The 26,340-nt window shown below is 33.3% G+C and carries 26 protein-coding genes and 1 tRNA gene; 9 read left to right on the forward strand and 18 right to left on the reverse strand.

The features are described from left to right. Nucleotides 1-73: 73 nt before the first annotated feature. Nucleotides 74-1,138 carry a WD40/YVTN/BNR-like repeat-containing protein gene (locus tag BMX64_RS11915; protein WP_091172131.1) on the forward strand — a complete coding sequence of 355 codons (1,065 nt, stop codon included), beginning with the start codon at nt 74-76 and terminating at the stop codon, nt 1,136-1,138. 180 nt (nt 1,139-1,318) lie between these two features. Next, nucleotides 1,319-2,614: a TIGR00341 family protein gene (locus tag BMX64_RS11920; RefSeq protein WP_091172213.1), complete on the forward strand. Its 1,296-nt coding sequence runs from the start codon at nt 1,319-1,321 to the stop codon at nt 2,612-2,614. A 45-nt stretch (nt 2,615-2,659) separates the two neighbouring features. On the opposite strand, the gene BMX64_RS11925 is transcribed toward BMX64_RS11920, so the two are convergent. The 7 genes from BMX64_RS11925 to BMX64_RS11955 form a co-directional block, all read right to left on the reverse strand. Beyond that, nucleotides 2,660-3,718 carry an ArsO family NAD(P)H-dependent flavin-containing monooxygenase gene (locus BMX64_RS11925; protein WP_091172133.1) on the reverse strand — a complete coding sequence of 353 codons (1,059 nt, stop codon included), beginning with the start codon at nt 3,716-3,718 and terminating at the stop codon, nt 2,660-2,662. Nucleotides 3,719-3,730: 12 nt separating this feature from the next. Further along, nucleotides 3,731-4,777 carry an ACR3 family arsenite efflux transporter gene (gene arsB / locus BMX64_RS11930; RefSeq protein WP_091172135.1) on the reverse strand — a complete coding sequence of 349 codons (1,047 nt, stop codon included), beginning with the start codon at nt 4,775-4,777 and terminating at the stop codon, nt 3,731-3,733. After that, nucleotides 4,777-5,412 carry an arsenate-mycothiol transferase ArsC gene (locus BMX64_RS11935; protein WP_208858975.1) on the reverse strand — a complete coding sequence of 212 codons (636 nt, stop codon included), beginning with the start codon at nt 5,410-5,412 and terminating at the stop codon, nt 4,777-4,779. The genes arsB and BMX64_RS11935 overlap by 1 nt, the downstream gene beginning before the upstream one ends. A gap of 15 nt (nt 5,413-5,427) precedes the next feature. Continuing rightward, nucleotides 5,428-5,898, reverse strand: coding sequence for a DUF6428 family protein (locus BMX64_RS11940; protein ID WP_091172138.1), 471 nt, complete (start codon nt 5,896-5,898; stop codon nt 5,428-5,430). Nucleotides 5,899-5,917: 19 nt separating this feature from the next. Beyond that, nucleotides 5,918-6,250: an ArsR/SmtB family transcription factor gene (locus tag BMX64_RS11945; protein WP_091172140.1), complete on the reverse strand. Its 333-nt coding sequence runs from the start codon at nt 6,248-6,250 to the stop codon at nt 5,918-5,920. A 113-nt stretch (nt 6,251-6,363) separates the two neighbouring features. Continuing rightward, complete coding sequence (locus tag BMX64_RS11950; protein WP_091172142.1) at nt 6,364-6,624, reverse strand: hypothetical protein; 261 nt, start codon at nt 6,622-6,624, stop codon at nt 6,364-6,366. Between the two features lie 182 nt (nt 6,625-6,806). Beyond that, complete coding sequence (locus tag BMX64_RS11955; RefSeq protein ID WP_091172144.1) at nt 6,807-8,327, reverse strand: succinate CoA transferase; 1,521 nt, start codon at nt 8,325-8,327, stop codon at nt 6,807-6,809. Nucleotides 8,328-8,484: 157 nt separating this feature from the next. Here BMX64_RS11955 and BMX64_RS11960 point away from each other — a divergent pair, with 157 nt between their 5' ends. From BMX64_RS11960 to BMX64_RS15925, 7 genes are all read left to right on the forward strand, one after another. Further along, on the forward strand, nt 8,485-9,303 hold the full coding sequence (locus tag BMX64_RS11960; RefSeq protein ID WP_091172147.1) for a helix-turn-helix domain-containing protein: 819 nt from the start codon (nt 8,485-8,487) through the stop codon (nt 9,301-9,303). Between the two features lie 208 nt (nt 9,304-9,511). Continuing rightward, on the forward strand, nt 9,512-10,816 hold the full coding sequence (locus tag BMX64_RS11965; RefSeq protein ID WP_244273292.1) for a TolC family protein: 1,305 nt from the start codon (nt 9,512-9,514) through the stop codon (nt 10,814-10,816). A 35-nt stretch (nt 10,817-10,851) separates the two neighbouring features. Then, nucleotides 10,852-11,904 carry an HlyD family secretion protein gene (locus BMX64_RS11970; protein ID WP_091172150.1) on the forward strand — a complete coding sequence of 351 codons (1,053 nt, stop codon included), beginning with the start codon at nt 10,852-10,854 and terminating at the stop codon, nt 11,902-11,904. 4 nt (nt 11,905-11,908) lie between these two features. Then, nucleotides 11,909-13,492 (forward strand): efflux MFS transporter permease, encoded by a 1,584-nt coding sequence (locus tag BMX64_RS11975; protein ID WP_091172218.1) that lies wholly within the window; start codon nt 11,909-11,911, stop codon nt 13,490-13,492. Between the two features lie 160 nt (nt 13,493-13,652). Further along, complete coding sequence (locus BMX64_RS11980) at nt 13,653-14,018, forward strand: hypothetical protein (protein WP_091172151.1); 366 nt, start codon at nt 13,653-13,655, stop codon at nt 14,016-14,018. Between the two features lie 43 nt (nt 14,019-14,061). After that, a complete protein-coding gene (locus tag BMX64_RS11985; protein ID WP_091172153.1) occupies nt 14,062-14,667 on the forward strand; it encodes a DNA polymerase ligase N-terminal domain-containing protein in 606 nt (201 codons plus the stop codon). Between the two features lie 888 nt (nt 14,668-15,555). Then, the gene (locus tag BMX64_RS15925) at nt 15,556-15,681 is read left to right on the forward strand and encodes a hypothetical protein (RefSeq protein ID WP_262987367.1); all 126 of its coding nucleotides are present in this window, start codon (nt 15,556-15,558) and stop codon (nt 15,679-15,681) included. 283 nt (nt 15,682-15,964) lie between these two features. Here the strand turns inward: BMX64_RS15925 and BMX64_RS11995 are convergent. The 11 genes from BMX64_RS11995 to BMX64_RS12045 form a co-directional block, all read right to left on the reverse strand. Beyond that, nucleotides 15,965-16,049, reverse strand: a tRNA-Ser gene (locus BMX64_RS11995). Between the two features lie 165 nt (nt 16,050-16,214). Next, nucleotides 16,215-17,348, reverse strand: coding sequence for a 3,4-dihydroxy-2-butanone-4-phosphate synthase (gene ribB, locus BMX64_RS12000; RefSeq protein ID WP_091172157.1), 1,134 nt, complete (start codon nt 17,346-17,348; stop codon nt 16,215-16,217). 8 nt (nt 17,349-17,356) lie between these two features. Beyond that, the gene (locus tag BMX64_RS12005) at nt 17,357-18,790 is read right to left on the reverse strand and encodes an LptF/LptG family permease (RefSeq protein ID WP_091172159.1); all 1,434 of its coding nucleotides are present in this window, start codon (nt 18,788-18,790) and stop codon (nt 17,357-17,359) included. Nucleotides 18,791-18,798: 8 nt separating this feature from the next. Further along, nucleotides 18,799-19,479 (reverse strand): outer membrane lipoprotein periplasmic chaperone LolA1, encoded by a 681-nt coding sequence (locus tag BMX64_RS12010; RefSeq protein ID WP_244200113.1) that lies wholly within the window; start codon nt 19,477-19,479, stop codon nt 18,799-18,801. A 4-nt stretch (nt 19,480-19,483) separates the two neighbouring features. Next, a complete protein-coding gene (locus BMX64_RS12015) occupies nt 19,484-21,931 on the reverse strand; it encodes a DNA translocase FtsK (RefSeq protein ID WP_091172163.1) in 2,448 nt (815 codons plus the stop codon). A gap of 18 nt (nt 21,932-21,949) precedes the next feature. Next, nucleotides 21,950-22,324, reverse strand: coding sequence for a diacylglycerol kinase family protein (locus BMX64_RS12020; RefSeq protein ID WP_091172164.1), 375 nt, complete (start codon nt 22,322-22,324; stop codon nt 21,950-21,952). 10 nt (nt 22,325-22,334) lie between these two features. Continuing rightward, entirely contained in the window at nt 22,335-22,832 is a 498-nt protein-coding gene (gene tpx / locus BMX64_RS12025; protein ID WP_091172166.1) for a thiol peroxidase, read from the reverse strand. Between the two features lie 187 nt (nt 22,833-23,019). Next, a complete protein-coding gene (locus BMX64_RS12030) occupies nt 23,020-23,277 on the reverse strand; it encodes a DUF6952 family protein (protein ID WP_091172168.1) in 258 nt (85 codons plus the stop codon). Nucleotides 23,278-23,410: 133 nt separating this feature from the next. Beyond that, the gene (locus BMX64_RS12035; RefSeq protein ID WP_091172170.1) at nt 23,411-23,719 is read right to left on the reverse strand and encodes a thioredoxin family protein; all 309 of its coding nucleotides are present in this window, start codon (nt 23,717-23,719) and stop codon (nt 23,411-23,413) included. A 126-nt stretch (nt 23,720-23,845) separates the two neighbouring features. Continuing rightward, nucleotides 23,846-24,484, reverse strand: coding sequence for a peroxiredoxin (locus BMX64_RS12040; protein ID WP_091172172.1), 639 nt, complete (start codon nt 24,482-24,484; stop codon nt 23,846-23,848). A gap of 140 nt (nt 24,485-24,624) precedes the next feature. Next, nucleotides 24,625-26,235 (reverse strand): glycoside hydrolase family 3 protein, encoded by a 1,611-nt coding sequence (locus BMX64_RS12045; RefSeq protein WP_091172174.1) that lies wholly within the window; start codon nt 26,233-26,235, stop codon nt 24,625-24,627. Nucleotides 26,236-26,340 lie beyond the last annotated feature (105 nt).

Raw genomic sequence — 26,340 nt, forward strand, 5'->3', positions numbered from 1 at the left:
CTGTGCCAATTAATATTAGTCTCTATTTGTATTTGTATTATTAATTGTAAATTAGCCCTAAAATGTACGAAAAATGAAAAATATTTTTTTAATTCTATTAGTTTTAATTGTGTTTGTGTCTTGTAAAACAGGTGTTTGTGATTATAAAAATTTAAATAAAGTTAGTTTTCAATCTGTTACAATTGATACACTATTCCAAGATAAAATAAGTATCAGAGCGATTCAAATTGATAAAAATAAAATTTGGTATGCTGCTGATAAAGGAAGATATGGTTTTTATAATTTGGATACCAATCAAAAAATGGAGAACAGAATTACCAAGGATTCTTTAAAACTTGAATTCAGAAGCATTGCCCAAACAGCGAAGCATATTTTTATTCTGAATGTTGCAAATCCTGCATTGTTGCACCGAATTTCAAAAGACGGAAAGGAAACAAAAATAGTGTACCAAGAAAATCATGAGAAAGTCTTTTACGACAGTATGCAATTTTGGGATGATAAAGAAGGTATTGCAATGGGAGATCCAATTGCTGATTGTCTGAACATCATTACGACACGTGACGGAGGGAATTCATGGAATAAAATCCCGTGTGATAAATTACCAAAAGTGATGGAAGGCGAAGCTGCTTTTGCGGCCAGCAACACAAATATTGTCATCAAAGGAAACCATACGTGGATTGTTTCCGGTGGAAAAAAATCAAGGGTTTTTTATTCCTCTGATAGAGGAAATAGCTGGTCAGTGCATGAAACTCCAATTGTACAAGGAAAAACGATGACCGGAATTTTTACGGCTGATTTTTATGATGCAAATAACGGATTTATAGCCGGAGGCGATTATGAAATCAAGAATCAGAACTTCTCTAATAAAGCCATTACTACGGATGGTGGAAAAACATGGAAGCTTACGGCTGAAAATCAAGGTTTCGGATATGCTTCCTGTGTGCAATATATTCCTAAAAGCAACGCTAAAGGGCTTTTAACTGTAGGTGCTTCAGGGATTTATTATTCTTTTGATAGCGGTGTTTCATGGAAACAACTATCAACGGATTCCACTCTGAACACAATTCGTTTTATAGATGAAAATACCGCTTTTGCTGCAGGGCAGAATAAAATGATTCGAATCCATTTTAAATTCTGATTAAAATAGCATTAACATCAATTAGATTTGTATTTAAAAATTATTTAAGGAATTGGTTTTTTGAAAATATACAAGTATTACTATTTTAAAATTAGTTATCTTACTGACTTCATTGATAAGAGGAACAATTGGGATTTTGTTTTTGAAGGTAATCTTGAAACAAGAAATAAACAAAGAAGCATGAATAAAGTAGTAAATTTTATTGACTTACATAGCGGTGAAGAAGACAAAAAGAAAGTCTTGGATAATGTAACGTCAAACATTTCTTTCCGAGGATCAAATTTATGGATTTTGGCTTGTGCAATTGTAGTGGCTTCTGTTGGACTGAATGTGAATTCAACCGCAGTAATTATTGGAGCCATGCTAATTTCCCCTTTGATGGGACCAATTGTTGGTGCCGGTTTTGGTTTGGGAATTTATGATTTTAATCTGCTAAAAAGATCACTTAAAAACTTGCTTATTGCCACGGTAGTGAGTTTGGTGGTTTCCACTGTTTATTTTTATTTAAGCCCTTTCAAAGACACACAATCGGAACTTTTAGCAAGAACATCACCTAATATTTACGATATTTTCATTGCTTTTTTTGGAGGGCTCGTAGGAGTAATAGCCATCACAAGGGTAGAGAAAGGAAATCCTATTCCCGGAGTTGCCATCGCAACGGCTTTAATGCCACCTTTATGTACGGCGGGTTACGGATTAGCCTTGGGGAATTTTAAATTCTTTTTTGGTGCTATGTATTTGTATACTATTAATTGTGTTTTTATCTGTATTGCAACCTTTATAATTGTCAAATATTTAAAATATCCAATTGTTAAACAAACCAATTTAAAGACAGAAAAGCGAGTAAAGTATATGATTTCTTTTTTGACTTTAGCTTTGATTGTCCCAAGTGTTTTCTTTGCATATCAGCTTTTTCAAGAAAAAAAATACAAACAAAAGGTAGAGCAATTTTTAAAATTAGAATTTATTGATAAAGGGTTTACTGTTCTGTATAAAAAAACGCAGTTTACGTCAAATCCAAAAAAAATTGATATTGCTTTTTTACGAAAAAGGTTGGATAGGGATGAAATAAAAGAACTTAACGGAAAATTGAAAACGTATGAATTGAATAATACGGTTTTAAATATTATTCAAGATACAACTGATCTAAAGCAGGATATTTTGAATGAAATTACGTTTAACAATAAAACCATGAGCGAAAAAGATTTGATTATTGCCAAGCTGCAAAGTCAAATTACTTCTTTAAAATTCGATAATAATGCTATCCTGAATGAAACACGAATACTGTTTCCCGAAATTGAGAATATTGCCATTGCGAATCATGTTTTTAATGAAAATAAGACCACCAAAAAAGTGATTACAGTAGTGCTTTATGAAAGTAAAAAAGATATAAATACTGCCGACAAACAAAAATTGATTGCATGGCTCAAAAACAAATTCAAAACGGATGTTGTTGAAATTTATAAAAGGCAATAAATTCGGTTAAATTACTGTAATGAACTGATTTTATAATAAACGGATTTAGATTTGCTGTAAATATTCTTTGATTTCGTTACAGGTTTGTTTGGCATTTCTGTTTATTCCAATGAGTGTTGCTGATGCGTAACCAGTCCAACTGCCGTAACCCGCCAGCCACAATCCGGAAATTTCAGTTGCTTTGCTTTCTTCGGTTTTTACGATGCCGCGTTCATCTGCTGAAACAATATTTTTCAAAAAAGAGGTCGCATAACCAAAACCGGTACACCAGATTATCGCATCAAAATCTTCTTTGGTTCCGTCAGACCAAATCACACAGTTTTCGTACATGCTTTCAAAACTGCCACTTGAAATTAGAACTCCTCTCAATCTAGCTTCTTTTACTGGTGGCACCATTACAATATTTCCCAAATCATAATTGGCGGCATTAAATGGTTTTCCTTCTTTTTCAGCATTGTATTTGGCGGTTGCTACGTTAAAAAGATAAAACCCGTCTACTTCATCCGGTAAATATTGTGGTGGTTTTCTGGTAGACCATTTCACGGTGGTAACTTTAGAAACTTCGGCTACAATTTGCGCACCTGAATTTCCTTCACCAACAACTAGAACATTTAAATTCTTAAACTGTTCTGCATTTTTATAATGGGCGGAATGGATTTGAATTCCTTTGAAAGTTTCTATTCCTTTAATCTTTGGAATAAAAGGATTGTTCCAAGTTCCCGTTGCCGCAATAATTGCTTTTGAAAAATAGATTCCTTTAGTAGTATGTACTTTGAATATTTTATTTTCAGAAGTTATGTTTTCCACAGTTACGGAGCGCTCTATTGGCAATTCGTAACGCTTTTCATATTGGCACAAATAATCAATTACTTCTTGCTTTAAAGGAAACAGATTTTTAGATTTTGGCATAAGCCAACCCGGCAAAGAACTGTGTTCGGCTGGAGAAAAAAGAGTCAAACTATCCCAAGCATGAAGCCATGCACCTCCACACTTTTCTTCTTTGTCCAAGATTAGAAAGTTGAGTTTATGGCGTCGTAAATAATACCCGCAAGCCAATCCGCTTTGTCCGCCACCAATAACAATAACATCCAGAATTTCGTGCATTGTAAAGTTACTTTAAGTTGTTTTAGTGTAATATTTTTTCTTTAGCCAAAAAGCAACATTTACCAAAATTATCAAAGCAGGAACTTCTACTAATGGCCCAATAACTCCTGCAAATGCTTGTCCGCTATTGATACCGAAAACGCCAATGGAAACAGCGATTGCTAATTCGAAATTATTCCCGGACGCAGTGAATGAAAGCGCAACGGCATCTCTATAATTAGCTCCGATTTTTTTAGAAACAAAAAACATCAGGAAAAACATAATGGTGAAGAAAATGACAAGTGGAATGGCAATTCTAATGACATCCAGTGGTAAGTCAACAATCATTTCACCTTTTAAACTGAACATGACTACGATCGTAAAAAGCAACGCAATCAAAGTAATGGGAGAAACAAACGGAATAAACTTTTGATTGAACCATTTGTCACCAATGAATTTCTTAATGGCATAACGGCTAATTACTGCTAATGCAAATGGAATCCCTAAATAAATTCCAACTGTAGTAGCAATTTCAGCAATCGTAATATTTAATTCCAAGCCTTTTATTCCAAACAAAGGTAGCATGATTTCCAAATAGAAATAAGCATATAAACTAAAGAAGAACACTTGAAGCAAACTATTAATCCCGATTAATCCCGCTGTTAATTCCCTGTTTCCCTCGGCTAATTCATTCCAGACAATTACCATCGCAATGCAGGGCGCAATCCCAATTATGATTAAACCCATCATGTATTCTGGGTAATCTTTCAAAAAGAAAGTGGCCAATGAAAACATTAAAAATGGACCAACAATCCAGGTGATGAAGAAAGAAGCGGTCAGTAATTTTGGCTTTTCAAACATTAAAGGAATTTTTGAAAAATCAATTTTAGTCAAAGGTGGATACATCATTAAAATCAATCCAATTGCTAGGGGAACATTAGTCGTTCCGCTTGAAAACGAATTAATAAAACCGCTGCTGGACGGGATAAAATAGCCAATGGAAACTCCAATTGCCATTGCCAGAAAAATCCAAAGTGTAAGGTAACTATCGAGAAAATTTAATCTTTTTTTTGCGGCCATTATTTTGATTTTATTTGAGAGAATACATAAAACATTTCGGTTGCAATTTGCAAACTGCGTTCTTGATATTTTTCTGCTTGTTGAGGCGTATTGTCAAATGCTTTTGGATCTTCAAATGTGATTGGAATGCGAATTTCAGCACCTGCAATAAATGGACAGCCGCCATCTGCTTGCGAACAAGTCAATATCGCTGCAAATTCACTCTTTGGATTAAAATCATCATCATACGTTTTGGAAAAACCAATAATTGGATATTCGTTTTCCCCATATTTTATGGCATAAATAGGATTCGTTCCAGCCGCAATAGTTTTGATTTTAAATCCTGATTGCTCCAATGTTTTTGCCGCCATAGGAAATAAAGCTGTTGCTTCGGTACCGCCAGAATAACAAAATACATTTTTTATAGTATAAAATGCAGCCGCTGTTTGTGCCCAAACTTGTGACAAATGGCTTCTTCTGGAATTGTGAGTACATATCAAGTTCAACCGAATTTCTTCTTGATTCGATGCTTTTGCTTGAATAAAATCAATAAGCGGCTGCAAAACGATTTTACGTTCTGCCGAAATGCTTTCGAAATTAAAAGAAGAAATTGTTTTTGTAATTTCTGGAAATAGGATGGTTTTGGTTAGCTCCATTTTACAGTTTTAAAATTAGCAACAACCTCCACCTGGAGTGCAGCTATTGGTTTGACTTGGGATTTCGGATAACTTCACTTTTTGTTTTTCTGCAGGAATTCCGCATTGATCTTCTGCCAAACAAGCCGTTTGTTTGTTTAATAAAGTAAATACTGTTCCGTTGAAACCAATGTCGTATTTACCAATAGTTTCTGCTTGAAATTCAACTTCCACCTCGTAATCTTCAATGCCTAATACTTTCTCAGATAATTCAATTATATCCAATAATTTTTTTGGTTTCAGACGGTGTTCAAAGTCATTGGCATCCCATAATTGAAAGTTTACCACGGTTTCTTTTCGAACTTTCCCACCGCAATCAATGAAGTTTTTGGTAATTAAACCCACTTCAGTTACGTGAAAATGTTCAGGAACATAAGCTCCGTTGGGCAATACAAAAGCAACGTTTTCTAACGTGCTTAACTCTTTTTTAATTTCTGATAATTTCATGATTTGTGTAATTTAAAAATTAACAACATTGATTTTTCTTGTTTTCTAAATAAGCATTGATGTGCTGAAAAAAGCCTTTTATTTTATTAAAACCTTCTTCGTTGAGGCAATAGCAAATGGCATTTCCTTCAAAATTGCCTTTTATAAGTCCAGCATTTTTTAGTTCCTTCAAGTGCTGCGAAACGGTAGGTTGGGCCAGAGGCAGTTCGTTTACAATATCGCCGCACACACAACTGTTTACTTTGATGAGGTGCTGAATAATAGCAATTCGGGCTGGATGACCTATGGCTTTCGCCAAAGTTGCCAATTCGTTTTGCTCGTCTGTAAAATGTTCTGATTTAGTAATTCCCATCGTGATATATTTATATTGCAATATTACGATATAGTTTTATTATAAAAAAATTAAATGGTTGTTTTTTTGAAAAAAACTATAGTGTAGGCATCTTTAAAATTAACTTATGAAAATTAAAGTTCGAATAATCCTTTAGGGATAGCATGAAAACCAACTAGTTTCACTCTATTTTCAATAACACTTATGGGAATCATTTTGGAGGTATACACTGTAAACTCTCTTGGGAAAATATCAGTATTCAAAAGGACGTCTTTAATTCCGTCTAATTCTAAAAGGCTGGACTTGATTTCTAATAAATCTAAATCTTCGATCGCATTTGTTCCAAATATTTTACCATGATTTCCCGGAATTACATTGTCGGTAATTATGCTCATGATTTTGTTTTTTAAGATTAGTAAAACGGTTTTAGCAGAATTTAAGCAGTTTAAAGTTAGTTATTTATGTTTTAAAAACATAGAAAAATAATAAAATTTTTAACTTTTAAAAATAATTTGATTCAATAAAAATATCCCTAAACAAAAAGTATGTTTAGGGATGTTTAAAAAAAATATAATTACTAATGCTTGGGTAATTCAACTGAAATATTTTGTTTCATGCTACCGGTTTCAACATATCTGGAGTGCAGTTTGAAGGCTTCTTCTAAAATGTGAGGCGTATGTCCACCGCGCAAACAAGCCCGATTAAAATAATCTGATAATTCGTCTTTGTATTCTGGATGCGTGCAATTTTCAATAATAACTTTGGCGCGTTCTCTGGGGGCAAGTCCTCTTAAATCGGCAATTCCTTGTTCGGTGATTAAAATATCAACATCATGTTCCGTATGGTCTACATGCGAAACCATTGGTAAAACATGAGAAATTGCATTATATTCTTTCGAAGATGATTGCGTAACAAAAATGCTCAAATACGCATTTCTAGCAAAATCACCCGAACCACCAATACCATTCATCATATTAGTTCCAGAAATATGGGTAGAATTGACATTGCCATAAATATCAAATTCAATGGCTGTGTTAATTGCTATAACACCCAATCTTCGGATTACTTCGGCTGAATTGCTGATGGTTTGCGGTCGAAGTAGAATTTTGTCCTTGTACTTTTCGAAATTATCAAGAATGTGTTTATAGCAATTTTCAGAAACGGTTATGGAAGAAGCCGATGCAAAATCTAATTTTCCGCTGTCAATTAGTTCAAAAGTGCTGTCCTGCAAGACTTCGGAATACATTACTAAATTTTCAAAATTTCCTTTTGCAAAGCCAGACATTACCGCATTAGCTACTTTTCCTATTCCCGCTTGCAACGGCATCAATGATTTGGTTAAGCGTCCTTCTTTAATTTCATTTTCAAAAAAAGCCAGTAAATGATTGGCAATGGCAGCCGTTTTGGGATCTATCGCAGTTACTTGTGTCGGACTATCAGGAATTTCTGTGAAAACAATTCCAATGACTTTGTCAGGATCAATGGTGATGTAATCGGTTCCAATTCGTTCATCTGCAGCTGTAATGTTTAAAACGTCTCGATTGGGATAACTTTTTGAAATATAAATATCATGAATCCCTTTGAATTCAAGTGGTATGGAAGTATTTATTTCGATGATGATTTTACTCGCCGCATGCGCAAAAGTAGCTGAATTTCCAACTGAAGTTGTCGGAATTACATTTCCATTCTCATCAATATACGTAGCTTCAATTACAGCAATGTCAATTTTTGGAAGGTGTTTGTTTTCTAATAATTCGGCCGTTTCACTTAAATGTTGGTCTATAAAAAGTACTTTTCCTTCGTTTATTTTTTTTCGTAGAGTAGCATCAACCTGAAACGGCATTCTCTTGTATAAAGCATCATTATTAGCCAAATCTGCATCAGTGGTATGCCCTAAAGAAGCACCGGTAATTAATGTGATTCCAATAGTTTCTGATTTTGCTCTTTCGGCAAAAGCGGGTAAAACGGCTTTACTGTCACCAGCTTTTGTAAATCCACTGGTTCCGATAGTCATTTTGTCTTTGAAAAATAAAGCGGCTTCTTGTGCAGAAATAACTTTGTCTTTGTAACTTTGAAATCTAATTCTATCCGACTGCATAATTATGTGTTTTTAATAAAAAAATAACCAAAAATTGATGTTTTGATAATGAATTAAATCAATTTTTAGATTTTGATTTATATCATATACAATTTTAGTGAAATTAAGAATTGGACAAATATCATAATAAGTCATATAAATATTCATTTCAGCCACAATGGGTCCATTCGAAACTTTAGAAGAGAAATATTATATTAAAGAGGTTGATACCGATAAAAAAAGTATTTATTGCCACCATGATTTGATGGGTGAATTGTTAATTCCAACTCACAAGCATGAAAAAGCCCAAATGCTCTATTCTGAAGGTGGTATTGTTCACGTTACCACCGAAACCAAATCTTATTTTCTTCCTGCGCGTCATTTTATCTGGATTCCAGGCGGAATAAAGCATAGTATTCATCCCAATTCGGAACATGTCATGATGCGGAATTTGTATTTTCCAATAGATTCAAATGAAGATCCTTTTTATCAAAAAGAAGGTATTTATCCCATTAACGATTTATTGTTACAAATGATGCTTTTCACAAACCGATGGAACGGAAATCTAAAAAAAGGAACTAGAAATTTCAGTATTGCCAATGCGATAAAAGCCATTTTACCAGAAATCTGTCTGACTAATTTACCGTTATCATTGCCTTTGCCAAAGGATATTCGCCTGAATAAAATCATTAGCTATTTAGATAAAAACTTGGGAGAAACTATTTTGTTCTCTGATTTAGCCAATCGATTTGGATTTAGTGAGCGCTCTTTGTATCGTTTGTTCCAAAAAGATTTAGGCATGTCATTCATTCAATATTTCACGATTCGTAGAATTTTAAAAGCAATAGAATTGTTACTTGAAAAAAAACTATCTGTTAGCGAAGTGGCACAAGCTGTGGGATATAGTAGCGTTCCAACTTTTAGCAACACATTTTTTAAGATTTTAGGACAACGTCCTTCGGATTATTTAAAAGGGATTGAAATATTAAAAAAGTAGTTTTTCACAGCACTCATTTTCTGAAATCGTTATAGTGAGTGTCCTTGTTTTATAATTGTCTGAAATGAATAAATAGTTGGCTTTTGTTGATTTTACGGCATAGATTAAATTAGGGAACTTTGTATTCTATTCCTTTATCTATATTATGTTTCTTAAAAATCAGGTTTTTTTGAACCAATCGAGAATTAATTTTTCGAAAAATTACTTGTTGCTATTCCTCTTCTTTCATGGAATTACTTCATTACACGCACAGCAAGTTTCCTCAATTTCTTTGAATGATGCTTTAAAAATTGCTAAAGAAAATAACAAGACCATTCAGAAATCTCATATCGAACAGCGAATCTCAGAAAAAGAAATTGCCGTGACAAAAAATCTTCGTTTGCCGGAAATTAATTTTAATGCGATGTATTCCCGATTATCTGACTTGACAGAATATGAAGGCGGTTTTTTCTCAGACAAACATACCTACACTCCAGAACCTGGGACCTTACTATATGATGCGGTTACAAAATTTGATGTACCGCTTTATGCTGGTAATAAAATCAATAATGCGATTAAAAAGTCGAAAGAGGAAAACGAAATTGCCAAAATTAAGATAGAAAAGACTGAGAGTGACATTCAATTACAGGTGATAGCTACTTTTTTAAGTATTTATAAAATGATAGAACTCCAAAAAATCATTGGCGAAAGTATTAAAGAAGAACAGGAACGATTAAAGGAAGTGAAAGCTTTTAAAACCTTTGGAACGGTTACTAAAAACGAAGTGTTGCGTTCTGAACTGCAATTATCGGACAGGGAACTTAATTCATTGACAAATAAAAAAAATATCAGGATTGCGCTTCAAGAGTTAAAAACAGTTTTGCAGTTGCCCGAAGAATCAGAAATTGCTATTGATACAACAGGCTTACTCGATATTGCTCCGTTGAAAGACTATGATTTCTATTTTAAAGAAACTCTTCAAAACGAAGAAATGCGTATCGCAAATAGGGAAGTGGACGTTAAAAAAACAGAGTTAAAAATGGTGAAAGGGAATTATTATCCGAAGGTGAGCTTATTTGGAAATTATAATCTAAAATATCCTGACTACATGTTGTTTACGCTGAATCGTCCTTATCTCTATACCATAGGACAAATAGGAGTAGAGGCTACTTATAATTTGTCGGGTTTATATAAAAATAAAGCTAAAGTTCAGGTTGCCAATTTAAAAGTGGATTTGCAAGAAAATGAATCGGAGCTTGTGAAAAATGAAATTGTGGATAAATTGTTTAGAAAGCATACTCAATATCAGGAAATACTGGACAAGTTACCGGTTACAGATAAAGCATTGGATTTAGCCAATGAAAATTATCGCATTGTAAAAGTAAAATACCTTAACCAACTGGTTTTGATTACGGAAATGATCGATGCGGATAATGCGTTGCTTCAGGCAAAATTCAACAAAGTTTCCACTAGAATAGATATGGTTATGAAACAGTATGAATTGCTCCATACGGCAGGATTACTCAACAAATAATAATTCAATTTAATATAATTTAGTTTCAAATTTATATGGTAAAAGTTCATAATTCGTCAAGAGCACATCGATCATTTCATAGATTAATTACCGTGATTTCCGGTATGCTGGTTCTCGGCGGAATTGTTTTAGGGATTTGGTTTTATATTTTTAATAAAAATCACGAAGAAACTAATGACGCCCAGGTGGATCAATATGTTACGCCAATTATGGCCCGAATTACAGGTTATGTTACTGAAGTGCGTTATAATGAAAATCAATTTGTTCACAAAGGCGATACGTTATTAGTAATTGACGATAGGGAATACAAAGCGCATTTAGACATGGCATTGGCCGATGTTGAAAATGCAAAAAGCAATAGCATTGTGATTGAAAAAAATGTCGCAACAACTTCTAATGTAACTTCCGTTAGACAATCGCAGTTACAAGCTGCAAAAACAGAAGTTTGGAAAACAAAACTGGAATACAATCGCTACAAAGGATTAGTAAGCCAAGAAGCAGCTACTGAACAACAGCTTGAAAAAGTAAAAGCGGATTATGAATTAGCACAAGCGCATTATCAGGAAATAGCTAACACGATTCAATCGGCGACATTGAACACATCTGAAGCTTCGGCTAAAATTCCAACGGCTCAGACGGTAATTCAGTCCAAGCAAGCGGTTGCTGACAATGCGACTTTGTATCTTTCTTATACCATAATTACCGCTCCTTATGATGGTTGGGTTGGTAAAAAAATCATGCAACCAGGGCAAATGATAAAAGAAGGGCAGACCTTAGTTTCTATCGTTAGCAAGGAAAAGTGGATTACGGCTAATTTCAAGGAAACACAACTGCAAAATTTATCCATTGGCCAGGAAGTAGAGCTAAAAGCAGATGCGATAAGCGGAAGAGAATTTACAGGAACTATTGAATCTTTATCGCCAGCCAGTGGCGCACGTTTTTCACTATTGCCTCCTGATAATGCAACTGGTAACTTTATAAAAATAGAGCAAAGAATTCCGGTTCGAATAAAATTAAAAGAAAGTGATGCACAAACGGACTTTCTGAGAGCCGGTATGAATGTTACCGTTATTGCCGAACACAAATAATCCAATGTCAAAAACAAGTATTTTTAAATCTTGGGTTCCTAATTGGGCCATTATTGCTATAATATTTTTCTGTATGTTGCATTCCATGGTTTTATTGGGAGTATATACTTCTAATGTTACGTATGCAGCGAGTTTTTTGGATGTAGAAGTCGAAGATTTGCAGTTTTCAATGTGTGTGACGTATGGGACATTTTTGGCTACATTACTGATTGAAAGCAGGTTTTTTAAATTTTTTCCAACCAAAAAATATTTCCTGGTTATTTACAGTCTGGCAGCCTTAACATTTATTTTGACCGCTGATACTGAAAATTTCTCTTTGTTTATTATGTTACGAATGGCCGAAGGTATCTTGATGGCATTGCCAGTTTTGCCTTTACGACAGTTTTTGATTGCTCGGTTTAAGTCAAAAAATGCCGTAATTATCGCTTTTACGCTTAATTATGGCGCTTTGATGCTGGCTTCTCCTTTTATAATGAATATTGCGGTTTGGTTGCTGGAGAATTACGATTGGAAATATATGGCGTATGGTTCGGCTTTTTTCCAAATTGTTTGCGTGGCTTTGGTCATGATTACTTTTACTAACAATCGCTTTCATAAAAAAATGCCGCTGTATCAGATTGATTGGGCCAGTTTTATTTTGGTTCTTACAGCTATTTTGTGTGGCAGTTATTTTGTGGTTTATGGGCAAAAAAAATATTGGTTTGAATCGCCTCAAATTGTGATAGCACTTATTATTGCCTTAATGACAGGAGGTTTTTTTATCGCTCGCCAAATGCTGGTAAAACGACCTACTTTTGATATGAGAGTCTTTCGCTACGCGAATCTACGAACCGGATTGTTGTTGTCAGTGGTTTTTTATATTGCCCGATCAACGTTGAATATTTGTCACAGTACGATGGCTGTAGTTTGGAATTGGGAACCTTCTAGAGTGGCTCATGTGCAATATTTAAATTTAACAGGAAACATAATTGGAATGATTTTGACTGTGGTGTTTTTGTCTAAATCCGTAGCTTCGCGTTATATATTTATAATCGGATTTTCAATTTTTGCGCTATTTCATTTCTGGTTTACTTTTCTTTTTGTGCCGGATGCTTCCTTGTCAGACATTGCGATTCCGTATATGTTACAGGGCGTTGCTGTCGGAATAATATTTGTTCCGTTAGTCTTGTTTACCGTAGCTGCTGTTCCTACGCATTATGCTCCGTTTGCAGGAGTAGTTGGAGTTGCAGGCCGTTTTTGGGGAAGTATAATGGGTTTTGCGATAATTCAAAACGCAGGGTTGTTTTTGCAAAGTACCCATTTTACAAAATTCAGACAATTTGTTCTTCCGGAGAGTCCAGAAACGCAAAGGCGTGTCGAACAACTTACCAGAAATTTTATGGCTAAAGGCTATACTTTGGATGACTCCAATGCATTAGCGATGAAACAAATTATTAGTTCAGTTTCAAAACAATCAGTTTTACTGTCCAATATGGAAATCTTTACCGCTATTGCTTATCTAATGGTTATTGTGGTTATTTTTCTATTGCTTAATCAGTATTTAAGACAAACATTTGACCTTTTTAAAAATAGAATTTGGGGTACCTAAAAAGGTGTACTATGGTTTATTTAAACCTTTTTGGATTGAAAATCTCTTTTTAGCACTTTGAAATCCTTGAATAATTTGATTTTTTATATATAAATATAAACAGCATTTCTATTTAAAATGTTTAACTTAGTATATTGAAAATCAATTAAATAAAGGTAAAATGAATAATAGAAACGATAAATTGAACTTTGACAAAAGAAAACCGGGGAAGAAAGATAAAAATAAAGTACCAGATTCTCTTTTGTACCCTCCAAGCGAAGATATATACAGTCAATTTAAAAAAGAATCGGATATAGATCCGGAAGATATTTCTAAAAATAAAGTGCCAGTTGAAATCAATAATGCCACAGAATTGAATGAAAAAAATTTTGAGGAGGATGTTTCTGGTGGAGATTTAGATGTACCTGGCTCAGAATTAGATGATGAAAAGGAAAATTCCGGAAATGAAGACGAGGAAAACAATCATTACAGTATCGGTGGTGATGATCACAATAATTTAGAAGAGAATTCTGGGGATAAAATTTAGTAGATAGGTTTGTCGTAAATTTTAAATGCTAAACTGACTAATTATGTCTTTAAAGGAATACAATCAAAAGCGTAATTTTAATTCTACAGCTGAACCAGAAGGTGAAATTAAGAAATCAACATCCGAATTAATTTTCGTTGTGCAAAAACATGCGGCTTCTCATTTGCATTATGATTTTCGCTTGGAAATGGATGGAGTGTTAAAAAGTTGGGCAATACCCAAAGGACCGTCTATGAATCCCGCTGATAAAAGATTGGCTATTATGGTGGAAGACCATCCTTATAGTTATAAAGATTTTGAAGGCACTATTCCAGAAGGCAATTACGGTGCTGGAAATGTTATTGTTTGGGATAATGGAACGTATACTTTAGCAGATTATAAAAATACAGGCGATCTGGAAACTAAATTGAAATCTGATTTACAAAAAGGGCATCTTAGCTTTAATCTTAGTGGGAAAAAATTGAAAGGCGAATTCGTATTGGTAAAACTTAAAACAAAACAGGAAAATACATGGCTTTTGATAAAGTCAAAGGATCAATATGCAATTGATGAAGATGTTTTGCAACAAGATAAATCGGTACTTTCTGATATGACTTTAGAAGATTTAGAAAATAAACCTAAAAAAATACATAAAATAGAAAGTTTTTAATTTACCCGTCATTTAATCTTTAGCAACAAAAGCTACAGATTGAGAAATTTTAAAAAAAATGAGATTGTTTTAGCAGTGGCTTTAATGGCAAGGCCATGTGTATTATTCTTATTGGATTTATAATTAAAAAAGGATTTCTTTTCAATAAATTTCTGCTAAGTCTGCTGAAAGTTATTTTCAATTTCTTAAATTAAAGAGTTAAATTATGGTACAGGTAATGGCTGTTTTTTTATTAATTTGGAAACATAATAATTTGGGAAACCAGTTATAATTTAGAACCTTTCCATTGTAATTATACATAGGCGTTATTTTATAAATAGTAGAATCAGACATAACAGCACTACTCCTTTTTATATTTAGTAAATGAAATTGTAAAACATTATTTTGTATTCGAGTAGTGGGATTGTATCCAATACACTGTGTTTCTCTGTTTATTGGATTTTCTACAATTATTCTATAGTAATGAACGCCTAAATCTTTTGAAAACTGTGCATTTGAAACAAAAATAAAATGTAGCAAAATTACTGTCTGAATCAATTTTATTTTCATAATTTATAGTTGTTAATTTATTTCGATATTAATTTGACTGTTAGGTATTTAAGTGTAATTTTTAAAGTCATATTTTTGGCTTTGTAATTAATAAATTTAGAAATTTTATTTACCAGTTACAAACAAAAACGACTAAAGGTTAGGTATTTACGTTTATTTGCACTGTGTGTTAAGTATAAATTCCAATTTAAAGTGGTTACTAGTTTTGGAGTAGAAAGACCACCATTTTTTTTGTAAAATTAATCCTTGAAGACTACTGACTTTAAATGTTGTTAGCATCATTGGACATACGAAACTAACCAGCAAAGAAAGTTAAGAAATAAACCTAAATTTTAAACTATGAAACTAGTCCGCAAAGTTTATGACAAAGCTTTTAAAAAAAAAGCAGTTCAATTGAGTGAGAGAATAAATAATTCAGAACTTGCCATAGAGGTAATATTACATTCCCATAGTTATGAAGTTTAAAAAGCCTAGGCTTCGAGTGAACAATCTCTATAATTTTGAGTGTGACTTATTCAATAATTTGAAACGTAATAGTTTTTTTTGCTTACCTGAAGTAGACAAGCCAAGGCTTAGTAATATTATCATGTTTGATAATCTTGGGAATTGTGTAAATTGATTTCATTTTAATTTGCTTAAAAATTAAAATGTTCGCGAGGGACATTAAATCAATCGTTAGAACATTTCTGTTCCCTTTTATTTAAAAAAAAACGGGAAGTCACTGTTTATAGTGCTTCCCGAATTTTTGCGGAGAAAGAGGGATTCGAACCCCCGGACCTGTTACAGTCAACAGTTTTCAAGACTGCCGCATTCGACCGCTCTGCCATTTCTCCAGTATGTTGCTTTCATTACCTGATTGCGAGTGCAAATATAAGAACCTTTTTTGGTTATGCAAATCTATTTTTAGAAAAAAAGCATCTATTTTCTACACTAATTTTTAAAGGTTTCATTTTCTATGCTTTAGACAAAAAATAATTTATAAAAATTTTAAAAAAACTTTAATACTTAACATATTCTTTGATTTCTAAGCCATATCCAATCATTCCAACGCGTTTTGTTTGCTCTGTATTGGATAGTAAACGGATTTTTGAAATGTCTATATCATGTAATATTTGAGCACCAATTCCAAAATCTTTATTGTCCATCTTTATTTGTGGTGCTTTGAACTCTCCTTTGGTCTGTAGGGCCTTCAATTCTACAATTCGATTCAGTAAATCTATAGATTGTGCTTCCTGATTGATGAATAATACAGCACCTTTGCCATCCTCATTGATTAGTTGAAACATGTCGTCCAATTTTTTGTTAACATCGTTCGTTAATGTACCTAAAATATCATTGTTAACTAAAGTAGAATTAATTCTGGTTAATACGGATTCGCCAATATTCCAAGTTCCTTTGGTTAAGGCAATATGTATTTGTTTGTTAGTAGTTTGTTGATACGCTCTTAGTCTGAAAGTCCCGAAACGAGTCTCAATATCAAAATCTTCTTTTTTGACAATCAAACTGTCGTGCTGCATTCTATATGCCACAAGAGCTTCAATTGAGACTAATTTTAAATCGAATTTTTTAGCCACTTCTACTAATTGAGGAAGACGCGCCATTGTTCCATCTTCATTCATGATTTCCACAATTACTCCGGCTGATTTGAATCCGGCTAAACGTGCGAAATCAATTGCTGCTTCTGTATGGCCAGTTCTTCTCAATACACCGCCTTGTTTAGCAATTAAAGGAAAGATATGCCCTGGTCTTGCTAAATCATGTGGTTTAGTTTCTGGATTTACCAGTGCCAAAACTGTTTTAGCTCTATCTGCCGCAGATATTCCTGTTGTTACGCCGTTTCCTCTTAAATCTACTGAAACCGTAAAAGCAGTTTCCATTGGATCCGTATTATTAGTCACCATGACATGTAGTCCTAATTCTTTACAACGGCTTTCGGTCAGTGGTGCACATATCAATCCTCGACCGTGTGTAGCCATGAAATTGATCATTTCGGGTGTTACTTTCTCGGCTGCTGCCAAAAAATCTCCTTCATTTTCGCGATCTTCATCATCAACAACTATAATGATTTTTCCTTGGCGAATATCTTCTATTGCTTCTTCAATTGTATTGAGTTGTATTTTATTTAGGTCCATTTGTGTAGTTAATTTTGTGATGGAAATATTTTTTTAATTATTTTTTGGAATGGAGCTAAAATGACATCCATATTTATTAATCCAATATCGTTTGTAGCTCTGTAAGTCAATAAAATAGCTAGTGGCGTTAGTATAATCGAGGACAACCAAGCTCCCATAAATGGAGTCATTCCACTTTCTTGCGCGACTCTTTTTCCAAAAGTATTTATAAAGTGAAAGGTTATGAAAATTAAAATTGCAAAAACAATTGGAAGTCCTAATCCACCTTTTCTAATAATTGCGCCCAAAGGAGCACCAATAAAAAACATTAGAAAACAGGCGTATACAATTACAAATTTATCGTAAAGTGCCAGTATATGTTTGTTGATATTTTTTTGTTTATTTTCCAATTCGTTTTTAATTGTGTCAATCGAATAGGAGACACTGGTGACATTACTACTGGCTATTTTTAAAATATCTAATTTTTGCTGATCAGTGTATAATGTCAAAATATCATCTGGAAATGGCTTGTTTTTTTCTTTTTTCAATATTTTTTTATTGTCTGGAATTCCGATACGTACATTACTGTTTTCCGAAAAGGATAGGATATCAGTTTTAATATTTTTATTTAATGAATCTAAAGTGTAGTTCAATTCAGTAACGGTAAGCATCGTATTTGTGTTAGCGACACTTTCATCGGTCACATCAGTTTTATTCAATTCAGATAAATCGATGTTGATGATGTGTTTTTTAAAGGAACTTTTTGCAAAAGGCATTTTGCTGCGGTCTTCATATTTTTTTGGAACAATATCTTCGTAATAATAACCATTATTCAATACTAACTGTAAAATGCTGGATTGTTCACTACTAATCAATTCACCATCTTTGGCTTTGATAACCGTTTTACTGCCATCACCAATGTTTGATTTTTTGTGAATTGTAATTCCAGTGAGGATGTTTCCATTGTCTCCTGTTTTTTTATTGACCTTAATATTATAAAAACCAACATCATTAAATTGACCTTCGGCAATGGCCAAAGCCGGTTTAACCTGTGCAATGTTTTTTCTGAAATTGATGAATTTGTATTCAGCATAAGGAATTACATTGTTCGAAAAGAAAAAGGCTACGATACTTAATAAAATGATGAATACAGTCAGACTTCTCATGGCTCTTTGGAGTGAAATTCCGGAAGATTTCATCGCTGCAAATTCATAATTTTCAGCTAAATTACCAAAAGTCATTATGGAAGACAATAAGATTGAAAGCGGTAGAACTAATGGTACAATTCTAGGCATAGAAAAGGCCAGGAATTTAATAATCATTAACAGATCTAAATCTTTCCCGGCCAATTCGGATATGAATAACCAAACGGTTTGAAGTATAAATATAAAAAATAGGATTACAAATACCGTAGTAAATGTAGTCAAAAAGGTTTTTAATAAGTATTTGTCAAGAATTTTCACCTAATGCATTAATCTAATTTGTTGATGTAGTAATTTGGATATTTACTCCCCGCAAATGTAAATTGATTTTTTGACAAAGGTTGGTTGGTTTTAAAAGAATTAACCGTTAAAGTTGTTTTTGTGCCTTTTTTGCCCATTTCTATTAAGTTATAGATATGTTTAGTCTGAACATCAATTCCCAACAATACTTCTTTTCTTTGATCTTTAGAGTTTATTGGAACTAATTTGATATATTGAATTTTTCGACCTTTTACATTCTGTAAAATATCCATAGAATATTTATAACCTGAATTGAAAAAAGTTAACATTTTAGAAGGTGTAATAGCATTATCGTCTTTTTCATTAACTGTAGAAATGGTGATTTCTTCATCTTCCGGAACGATAGTATATGTTTTTTTACCATCAAAAATTTTAGTTACTCCCATGAAATTTAATACATACTGATTTCCTTTCATCGTCACATTTCCTTTGCTGTCCTGATTGATATTTTCTTTAGCATTATTTAAAGAATATTTAAAATCAATTGCAATATTATTATAGCTTTTAACTTTTGCGGTGACCTGATCTAAAAGGTCTTTTGCTTTTTTATCTTGTGCTTGTATTGAAAAACTAAAAAGTAATAAAGACGCAATTAAAAGAAATCTTTTACCCAGGCTCTTAGTTTCTGTATTGTTTTTTTTGAAATTCATGATTTTATTTGTTTTGTTCATTGTTGAAAAATTGATCAAGAGAACTCATGTCAAGAATGTTTACACTACGTGCTTTACTTCCTTCAAAAGGACCAACAATTCCAGCTGCTTCCAATTGATCGATTAATCGACCAGCTCTGTTGTATCCTAATTTTAGTTTTCTTTGTAACAATGAAGCTGAGCCTTGTTGTGCATTCACAATTATTTCAGCAGCTTCTCTAAACAAAGTATCTCTATCTGAGATATCCATATCAAGATTAATGCCACTTTCTTCCCCAACGAACTCAGGAAGTAAATAAGCTGTGGCATACGCTTTTTGTGAACCTATGAATTCAGTGATTTTTTCCACTTCAGGAGTGTCAATAAAGGCGCATTGTACCCGTACAACATCATTTCCGTTGGTGTAAAGCATGTCACCGCGTCCTATCAGTTGATCCGCACCTTGTGTGTCCAGAATGGTTCTGGAATCAATTTTTGAGGTCACTCTAAAAGCAATACGAGCAGGGAAATTGGCTTTTATCAAACCTGTAATTACATTTACAGATGGTCTTTGTGTCGCGATGATTAAGTGAATTCCAATGGCTCGCGCCAGTTGCGCCAATCGGGCTATAGGAACTTCAACTTCTTTACCGGCAGTCATAATCAAATCGGCAAACTCATCGACAACAAGAACGATGTAAGGTAAAAATCGGTGTCCGTTTTCAGGATTCAATTTTCGAGCTTTAAATTTATCGTTGTATTCTTTGATGTTACGCACCATAGCATCTTTCAACAAAGAATAACGGTTGTCCATTTCCACACAAAGCGAATTCAAAGTATTCACCACTTTTGCATTGTCCGTAATAATGGCGTCATCCATGTCTGGAAGTTTTGCTAAATAGTGTCTTTCAATTTTATTAAAAAGTGTTAACTCTACTTTTTTAGGATCGACCAAAACAAATTTAACTTCGGCTGGATGTTTTTTGTACAAAAGAGAAGTCAGAACGGCATTCAAACCAACAGACTTTCCTTGTCCGGTAGCACCCGCCATCAATAAGTGAGGCATTTTGGCTAAATCAACTACAAATGTTTCGTTCGAAATTGTTTTTCCAAGAGCGATTGGCAATTCCATTTCGGCTTCTTGAAATTTGGCAGAGCCAATAACACTTTTCATAGAAACCATCGTTGGATTCTTATTGGGAACTTCGATTCCTATGGTTCCTTTTCCAGGAATAGGAGCGATAATACGAATTCCTAATGCCGAAAGTGATAACGCGATATCATCCTCCAGACTCTTGATTTTTGAAATACGAATTCCTGCTTCTGGTACAATTTCATATAGCGTAACCGATGGTCCAACGGTTGCTTTTATCTGTGCAATTTCTATTTTGTAATTGCGAAGCGTGTCTACAATTCTGTTTTTATTTTCTTCTAATTCTTCCTGGTTTATAGTAATTCCGCCTGTAGAATATTCTTTTAATAAGTCAATTGTAGGGAATTTATAATTGGATAAATCCAAAGTTGGATCAAATAATCCAAAATCAGCCACTAATCGTGAAGCTAAATTTTCCTCAATAATATCTTCTTCCGGAGCAGTTTCTATTACAAAAGTATCTGCTGTATTTGAAATAATTTCTGGAGTTGCTATTGGTGTTACTTCCATTGCAAGCGGTTTAGCAATAGGGTCTCTATTAATATCAGATGAATTACTAATAGTTGGTTTTAATGCTTCTTTGTTGATTTCGAATTGTGAACCATTTGTTTTTAAATGTATTTCATCAACTTCTTCTTCCGCAACAGCAAATTCCTCTAAGTTGTAACCACTTTTACCATTATTAATCGGACTAGTTGCTAAATCTGTTTTGAGTTCTTTTTTAGTGTTGTCAAAAAAGGATTGGATACTTTCAGGAGAAAGTTTGATTTTGAAAATTATATAGATGATTAATCCAAACAATAAAATTAATAAAGCTCCTGTTTTTCCAGTGTAATCTTGTAGGAATAAATTCAATTCATATCCAATTGTACCTCCCAATTCTGGAGCTGAAGTAGCAAAAAAACCAAATAAAACGGATAAAACAATAATTACAAACAAGTCCCAAAACCAAATATTCTTTAATTTTTTTAATGAAATAGCAAGAATTAAATACATTCCGGTTAGAAAAAATAACCGTACAAATATAAATGCGGCAAGTCCAAATCCTTTGTAAACAAGCAAATCAGCCAAAAATGCGCCGAATTTACCTAGCCAATTATGAACAGTTTCTGATCGATCTGTCAATTGTTGAACAGCGCTTTGATCTTCTTGTCCATAAATGAAAAAGCTTACAAACGCAACTAATAAAGCGATGGAAAATAAAACCAATAAAGAACCCAAAACAATTTTGTGTTGTTTGGTTATTTTTACTGGAGTATTTAACGCTGCTTTAGTGTCGTTTTTTTTATTTAATGGGGCTGTCTTTATTGTCTTTGCCATTCTTGATTGTAATAATACCTAAAAAAATATAGGTATATATATGATTAAACCTATCACTATTGCCGTTAAAGCAGCAAAAAATACCGCTCCCGCAGCGATATCTTTGATGAAACCAATTCTCTCATGATAATTGGGATGGATAAAATCAGCTATTTTCTCAACGGCAGTATTTAAACCTTCAATGCTCAATACTAAACCAATAGCTAAAGTCTGAAAAAGCCATTCGGTTCTAGAAATATCAAAATAAAACCCTGCAATGGTTACCAAAATTCCTAAAGAAAATTGAACCATAATGCTGTGTTCCGTTGTGATTAATTTTAGGGCACCTTTTATAGCATAAGAGAAACTTTTCAATCTTCCGGTAAAGAAAGTATTGTCTTTTTGAAATTCCATCAAAATACGATTAAAGTACCGCTAATGCAGCTTCGTAATTTGGCTCATCTGCAATTTCAGCAACTTGTTCGGTGTGGGTAATTGTCCCGTTTTCATCAACAACAATAATAACTCTTGAGTGTAATCCAGCCAAAGGTCCGTCAGTGATTTCCAATCCATTTGTTTTACCAAAACTTCCTTCTGAAAAATCAGATAAGTTAACAACATTTTCAAGTCCTTCAGCTCCACAAAAACGTTTTTGGGCAAAAGGTAAATCTCTTGAAATACATAAAACAGTTGTGTTGGCTAAAGTACTGGCGCTTTCGTTAAATTTTCGAACTGATGCAGCACAAGTTCCAGTGTCTACGCTTGGAAAAATATTTAAAACTAGTTTTTTACCTGCAAAATCACTTAATGAAGCTACCGAAAGATCTGTTTTAATTAATTTAAAATCAGTTATTTTAGAGCCTACTTTTGGTAATTCTCCTGAAGTGTGAATTGGATTTCCGCCTAATGTTATTGAAGCCATAATGTTTGTTTTTTTCTGAGGTTCAAAAGTATGAAAATTATTTAAGAATAAGACCTCAAATAGTGGTATAAAGTTTACCGTTTTGGTACAAATTATAAACTTTTAAACGTCAATGTGTTTAATTAATTGTATAAAAAAACGCACTCGTCGCGGAGTGCGTTCTTAAATATTGTATTGTAATTTCTTTTTATTTGTCGATAGAACCTAAAACACGTTTCATGAAAGTGTTTAAAGCTTCTTTCTTATCAGTTCCGGTTTTTACCAACTTGTTGACTTCTAAAGCGCCATACATATTAGAAATTAATTCTCCGATAACATCTAATTCTTCATCTTTCAATGACGAAATTTCAGTCATAGCTTCCAGAACTTCGATTGTTTCTATGATGTAATCTTCATCATTTTCTTCTATAAACTGCGTTAAATGCTTAATTACGGGTAATTTCATATTTTTTTAAAGTTTAAAGTTTAAGATTTTTAAAAGGTTAAGGTTTTGAGCCGCTGTTACATTATACTCTGTAAGTTTAGCATTAAACTTATTTATAAAGTCAGGTAACTTTAAACTTTAAACTAAGAAATCATTAAACAATTTCGTTCACTAATTCAATTAGCACTTCTTGCTTATTAGTTTGTGTTTCGTTTACCAATTTACCATTCACAAAAGTGGCAAAAGTTGGCAAATTACTCACATTAGCTAATTTTCTGGATTCTGGAAAATTTTCAGCATCAACAAGAGCAAAAGTGATTGTTTCGTTTTCAGAAGCTAATTTTTTGAATTTTGGCTTCATAATTCGGCAATTTCCGCACCATGATGCCGAAAATTGAACGACTACTTTTTCGTCTTTTGCAATTAAATCCTGTAACGTATCTTCGGTTAATTCGATTAACATAAGTTTGTTTTTTAAGGTTGAAAGAGGCAAAGGTTCAAAGAGACAAAGTTTTTAGAACTTCGTGAATTTTCACAACAAAAAACCTTTGTTGCTCAGGACCTCTGAACCTTTGTATCTTTATTTTAATTAGTTTAAAGTCAAGTATTCAGCAGTACTTTTTCTGTCAGCACTCATTGCTTCTTTTCCAGCTTCCCAGTTTGCAGGACAAACTTCTCCTTTTTCCTGAATGTGCGTGTAAGCATCTACCATACGTAAATATTCGTTTACGTTACGACCAAGTGGCATATCGTTTACACTTTCGTGGAAAATTTTTCCAGTTTCATCAATTAGGTAAGTCGCTCTAAAAGTTACATTAGAACCTTCAACAATTACAGAATCAGTTTCTTCAGAATATTCCGTTGAATCGATATCAAGAATTCCTAAGATGTTAGATAAGTTTCTGTTAGTATCAGCAAGAATTGGGTAAGTAACACCTTCAATTCCACCATTGTTTTTTGGAGTATTTAACCAAGCAAAGTGAACTTCATTTGTATCACAAGAAGCACCAATAACAATTGTATTTCTTTTTTCAAATTCTGGTAAAGCGGCTTGAAAAGCATGTAATTCAGTTGGACAAACGAATGTGAAATCTTTTGGGTACCAAAACAAAAGAACTTTTTTGTTGTTTTTTGTAGCTTCTTCAAAAATGTTGATTTTTAAATTATCACCCATTTCAGAAATAGCGTCTACTGCAATACTTGGAAATTTTTTACCTACTAATGACATTTTATTTACTTTTTAGTTATTTTTTTGATGGTGCAAAAGTAGGTATACAAAAGATTAATTGAAATAGTATTTGATTATAAATATTTATTTCAAAATAGGGAATTACTATACTATTATTTTTAAAAGATTTAAACTATTATTTATAAGAAGTTAACTTCCACAGGAAGAGTTCCTTTGCATTTTGTGTTTTCTAAAAGTTGTTCGGCTGCGGTTTCCTGAAATTCTGAAAAATCCTGATACATTTGAATAATTTCTGAAGCATGTTTTAGATTCGGAATAATTTGCAGCACATAAGGATTCCCAAAAACATACAAAATACATTTTTTGGTGGTAAATAAGTTGCCTAAAAATTGAAGTACGGAATCTTCAATGTCAAAATTGTTTAAAGGTTTTGCCTTTGGAACAAATAAAGAAATGAGTATTGTGTCAAATTTATTCAGTTCTTTTTCTAATTCATTCAAAACGGATTCACCTCCATTTTCATAATTAAATTCAGGTGAAGGCAAATCAGCAGCTAAACTTTTGAAAAATGTATTATCTGTGTTTTTATAAAGGCTTATTTTGGCAAGCGTGTTGCTTTTATTCGCATCAAAAACAGTTTTGGAATTGTTACTGTCTTTAATTTTTGTAATCGAATTTTGAGCAATTTTTAAGTTTAATCTCGAAGTAGTTTCAAAATCAAAATCACTTTTGGAGAGGTTTGGCAAGTCAAGATTTCCGTCTGTGATTCCCACTTTTTGTTTGCACTTCCAAATGCGTTGAAAACTAGCTTCAATTCGCTCTGCAGTTGCATTATTTAGGATTTCCTGGATTCCTTCGGGAACGTTTTCTGCAAAGCATAACACATCATTTCCAGCATTAAAAGCTTCCCATTCCAGTTGCCCTTTTTGATCGTATAATGTAGAAACGCTGTGCATGTTCAACGCATCCGAAATTACTAATCCATCATAGCCTAATTGCTTGCGTAAAAGCGTTTCGATTACGGATTTTGATAATGTTGCTGAAGTGTCTTTTCCATCGTTTAAAGCGGGAACAGCTAAATGACCAATCATAATCGAATCCACATTATGTTCGATTCCTTTTATAAAAGGAACCAATTCATTCGCTAATAATTCTTCGAGAGTTTCTTTTAAAACAGGTAATCCTAAATGCGAATCTACATTGGTATTTCCATGTCCGGGAAAATGTTTGAGACAACCCAAAATCCCTACGTCATTCATTCCTCTGAGATATTCCAGCGCAAAATCAGCTACTTTTTCTTTGTTTTGACCAAAAGAACGGTACCCAATTACAGGATTATTCGGATTGTTATTGATGTCTGCTAATGGCGCCAAATTATAATGAATCCCAACGGATTTTAAGTCTAAACCGATTTGTTTCCCAACTTCGTAAACCAAATTTTTTTCATTGTCAGGTAAAGCGCCAAGTGTTATTGCATAAGGATAGTGTGGAGTTTTTTCGACACGCATCGCTAAGCCCCATTCGGCATCAATGCTCATTAATAACGGAGTTGTAGCGCAATTTTGGTATCTCATGATTAGTTCCTTTAAACGTTGGGAACTATCATCATTCAGAACTATTTTTTTCTTAGTTTCATAGTTCGTTGCTGCACTGGCTCGACTGTGAAAAAAAGTCAATCCGCCTATATTGTGTTCTTTGATTAATCGTTCAGTAGCCTGAATATTTTCTTCGGTATCATTGATAAAAACGGCTGGGAAGAAAAATTGTCCTATTTTTTGTTCTAATGTCATTTTGAAATGGATATGGTAATAATTTTCAACATGTAGTCATGTAAGTCAAATTATACAGAATAAATAATAAAGAAGAGTAGTTACAAAAACAGTTGTTTTGTGAGA

It is taken from the genome of Flavobacterium sinopsychrotolerans (genome assembly GCF_900110375.1).
GTDB classification, from domain to species: domain Bacteria; phylum Bacteroidota; class Bacteroidia; order Flavobacteriales; family Flavobacteriaceae; genus Flavobacterium; species Flavobacterium sinopsychrotolerans.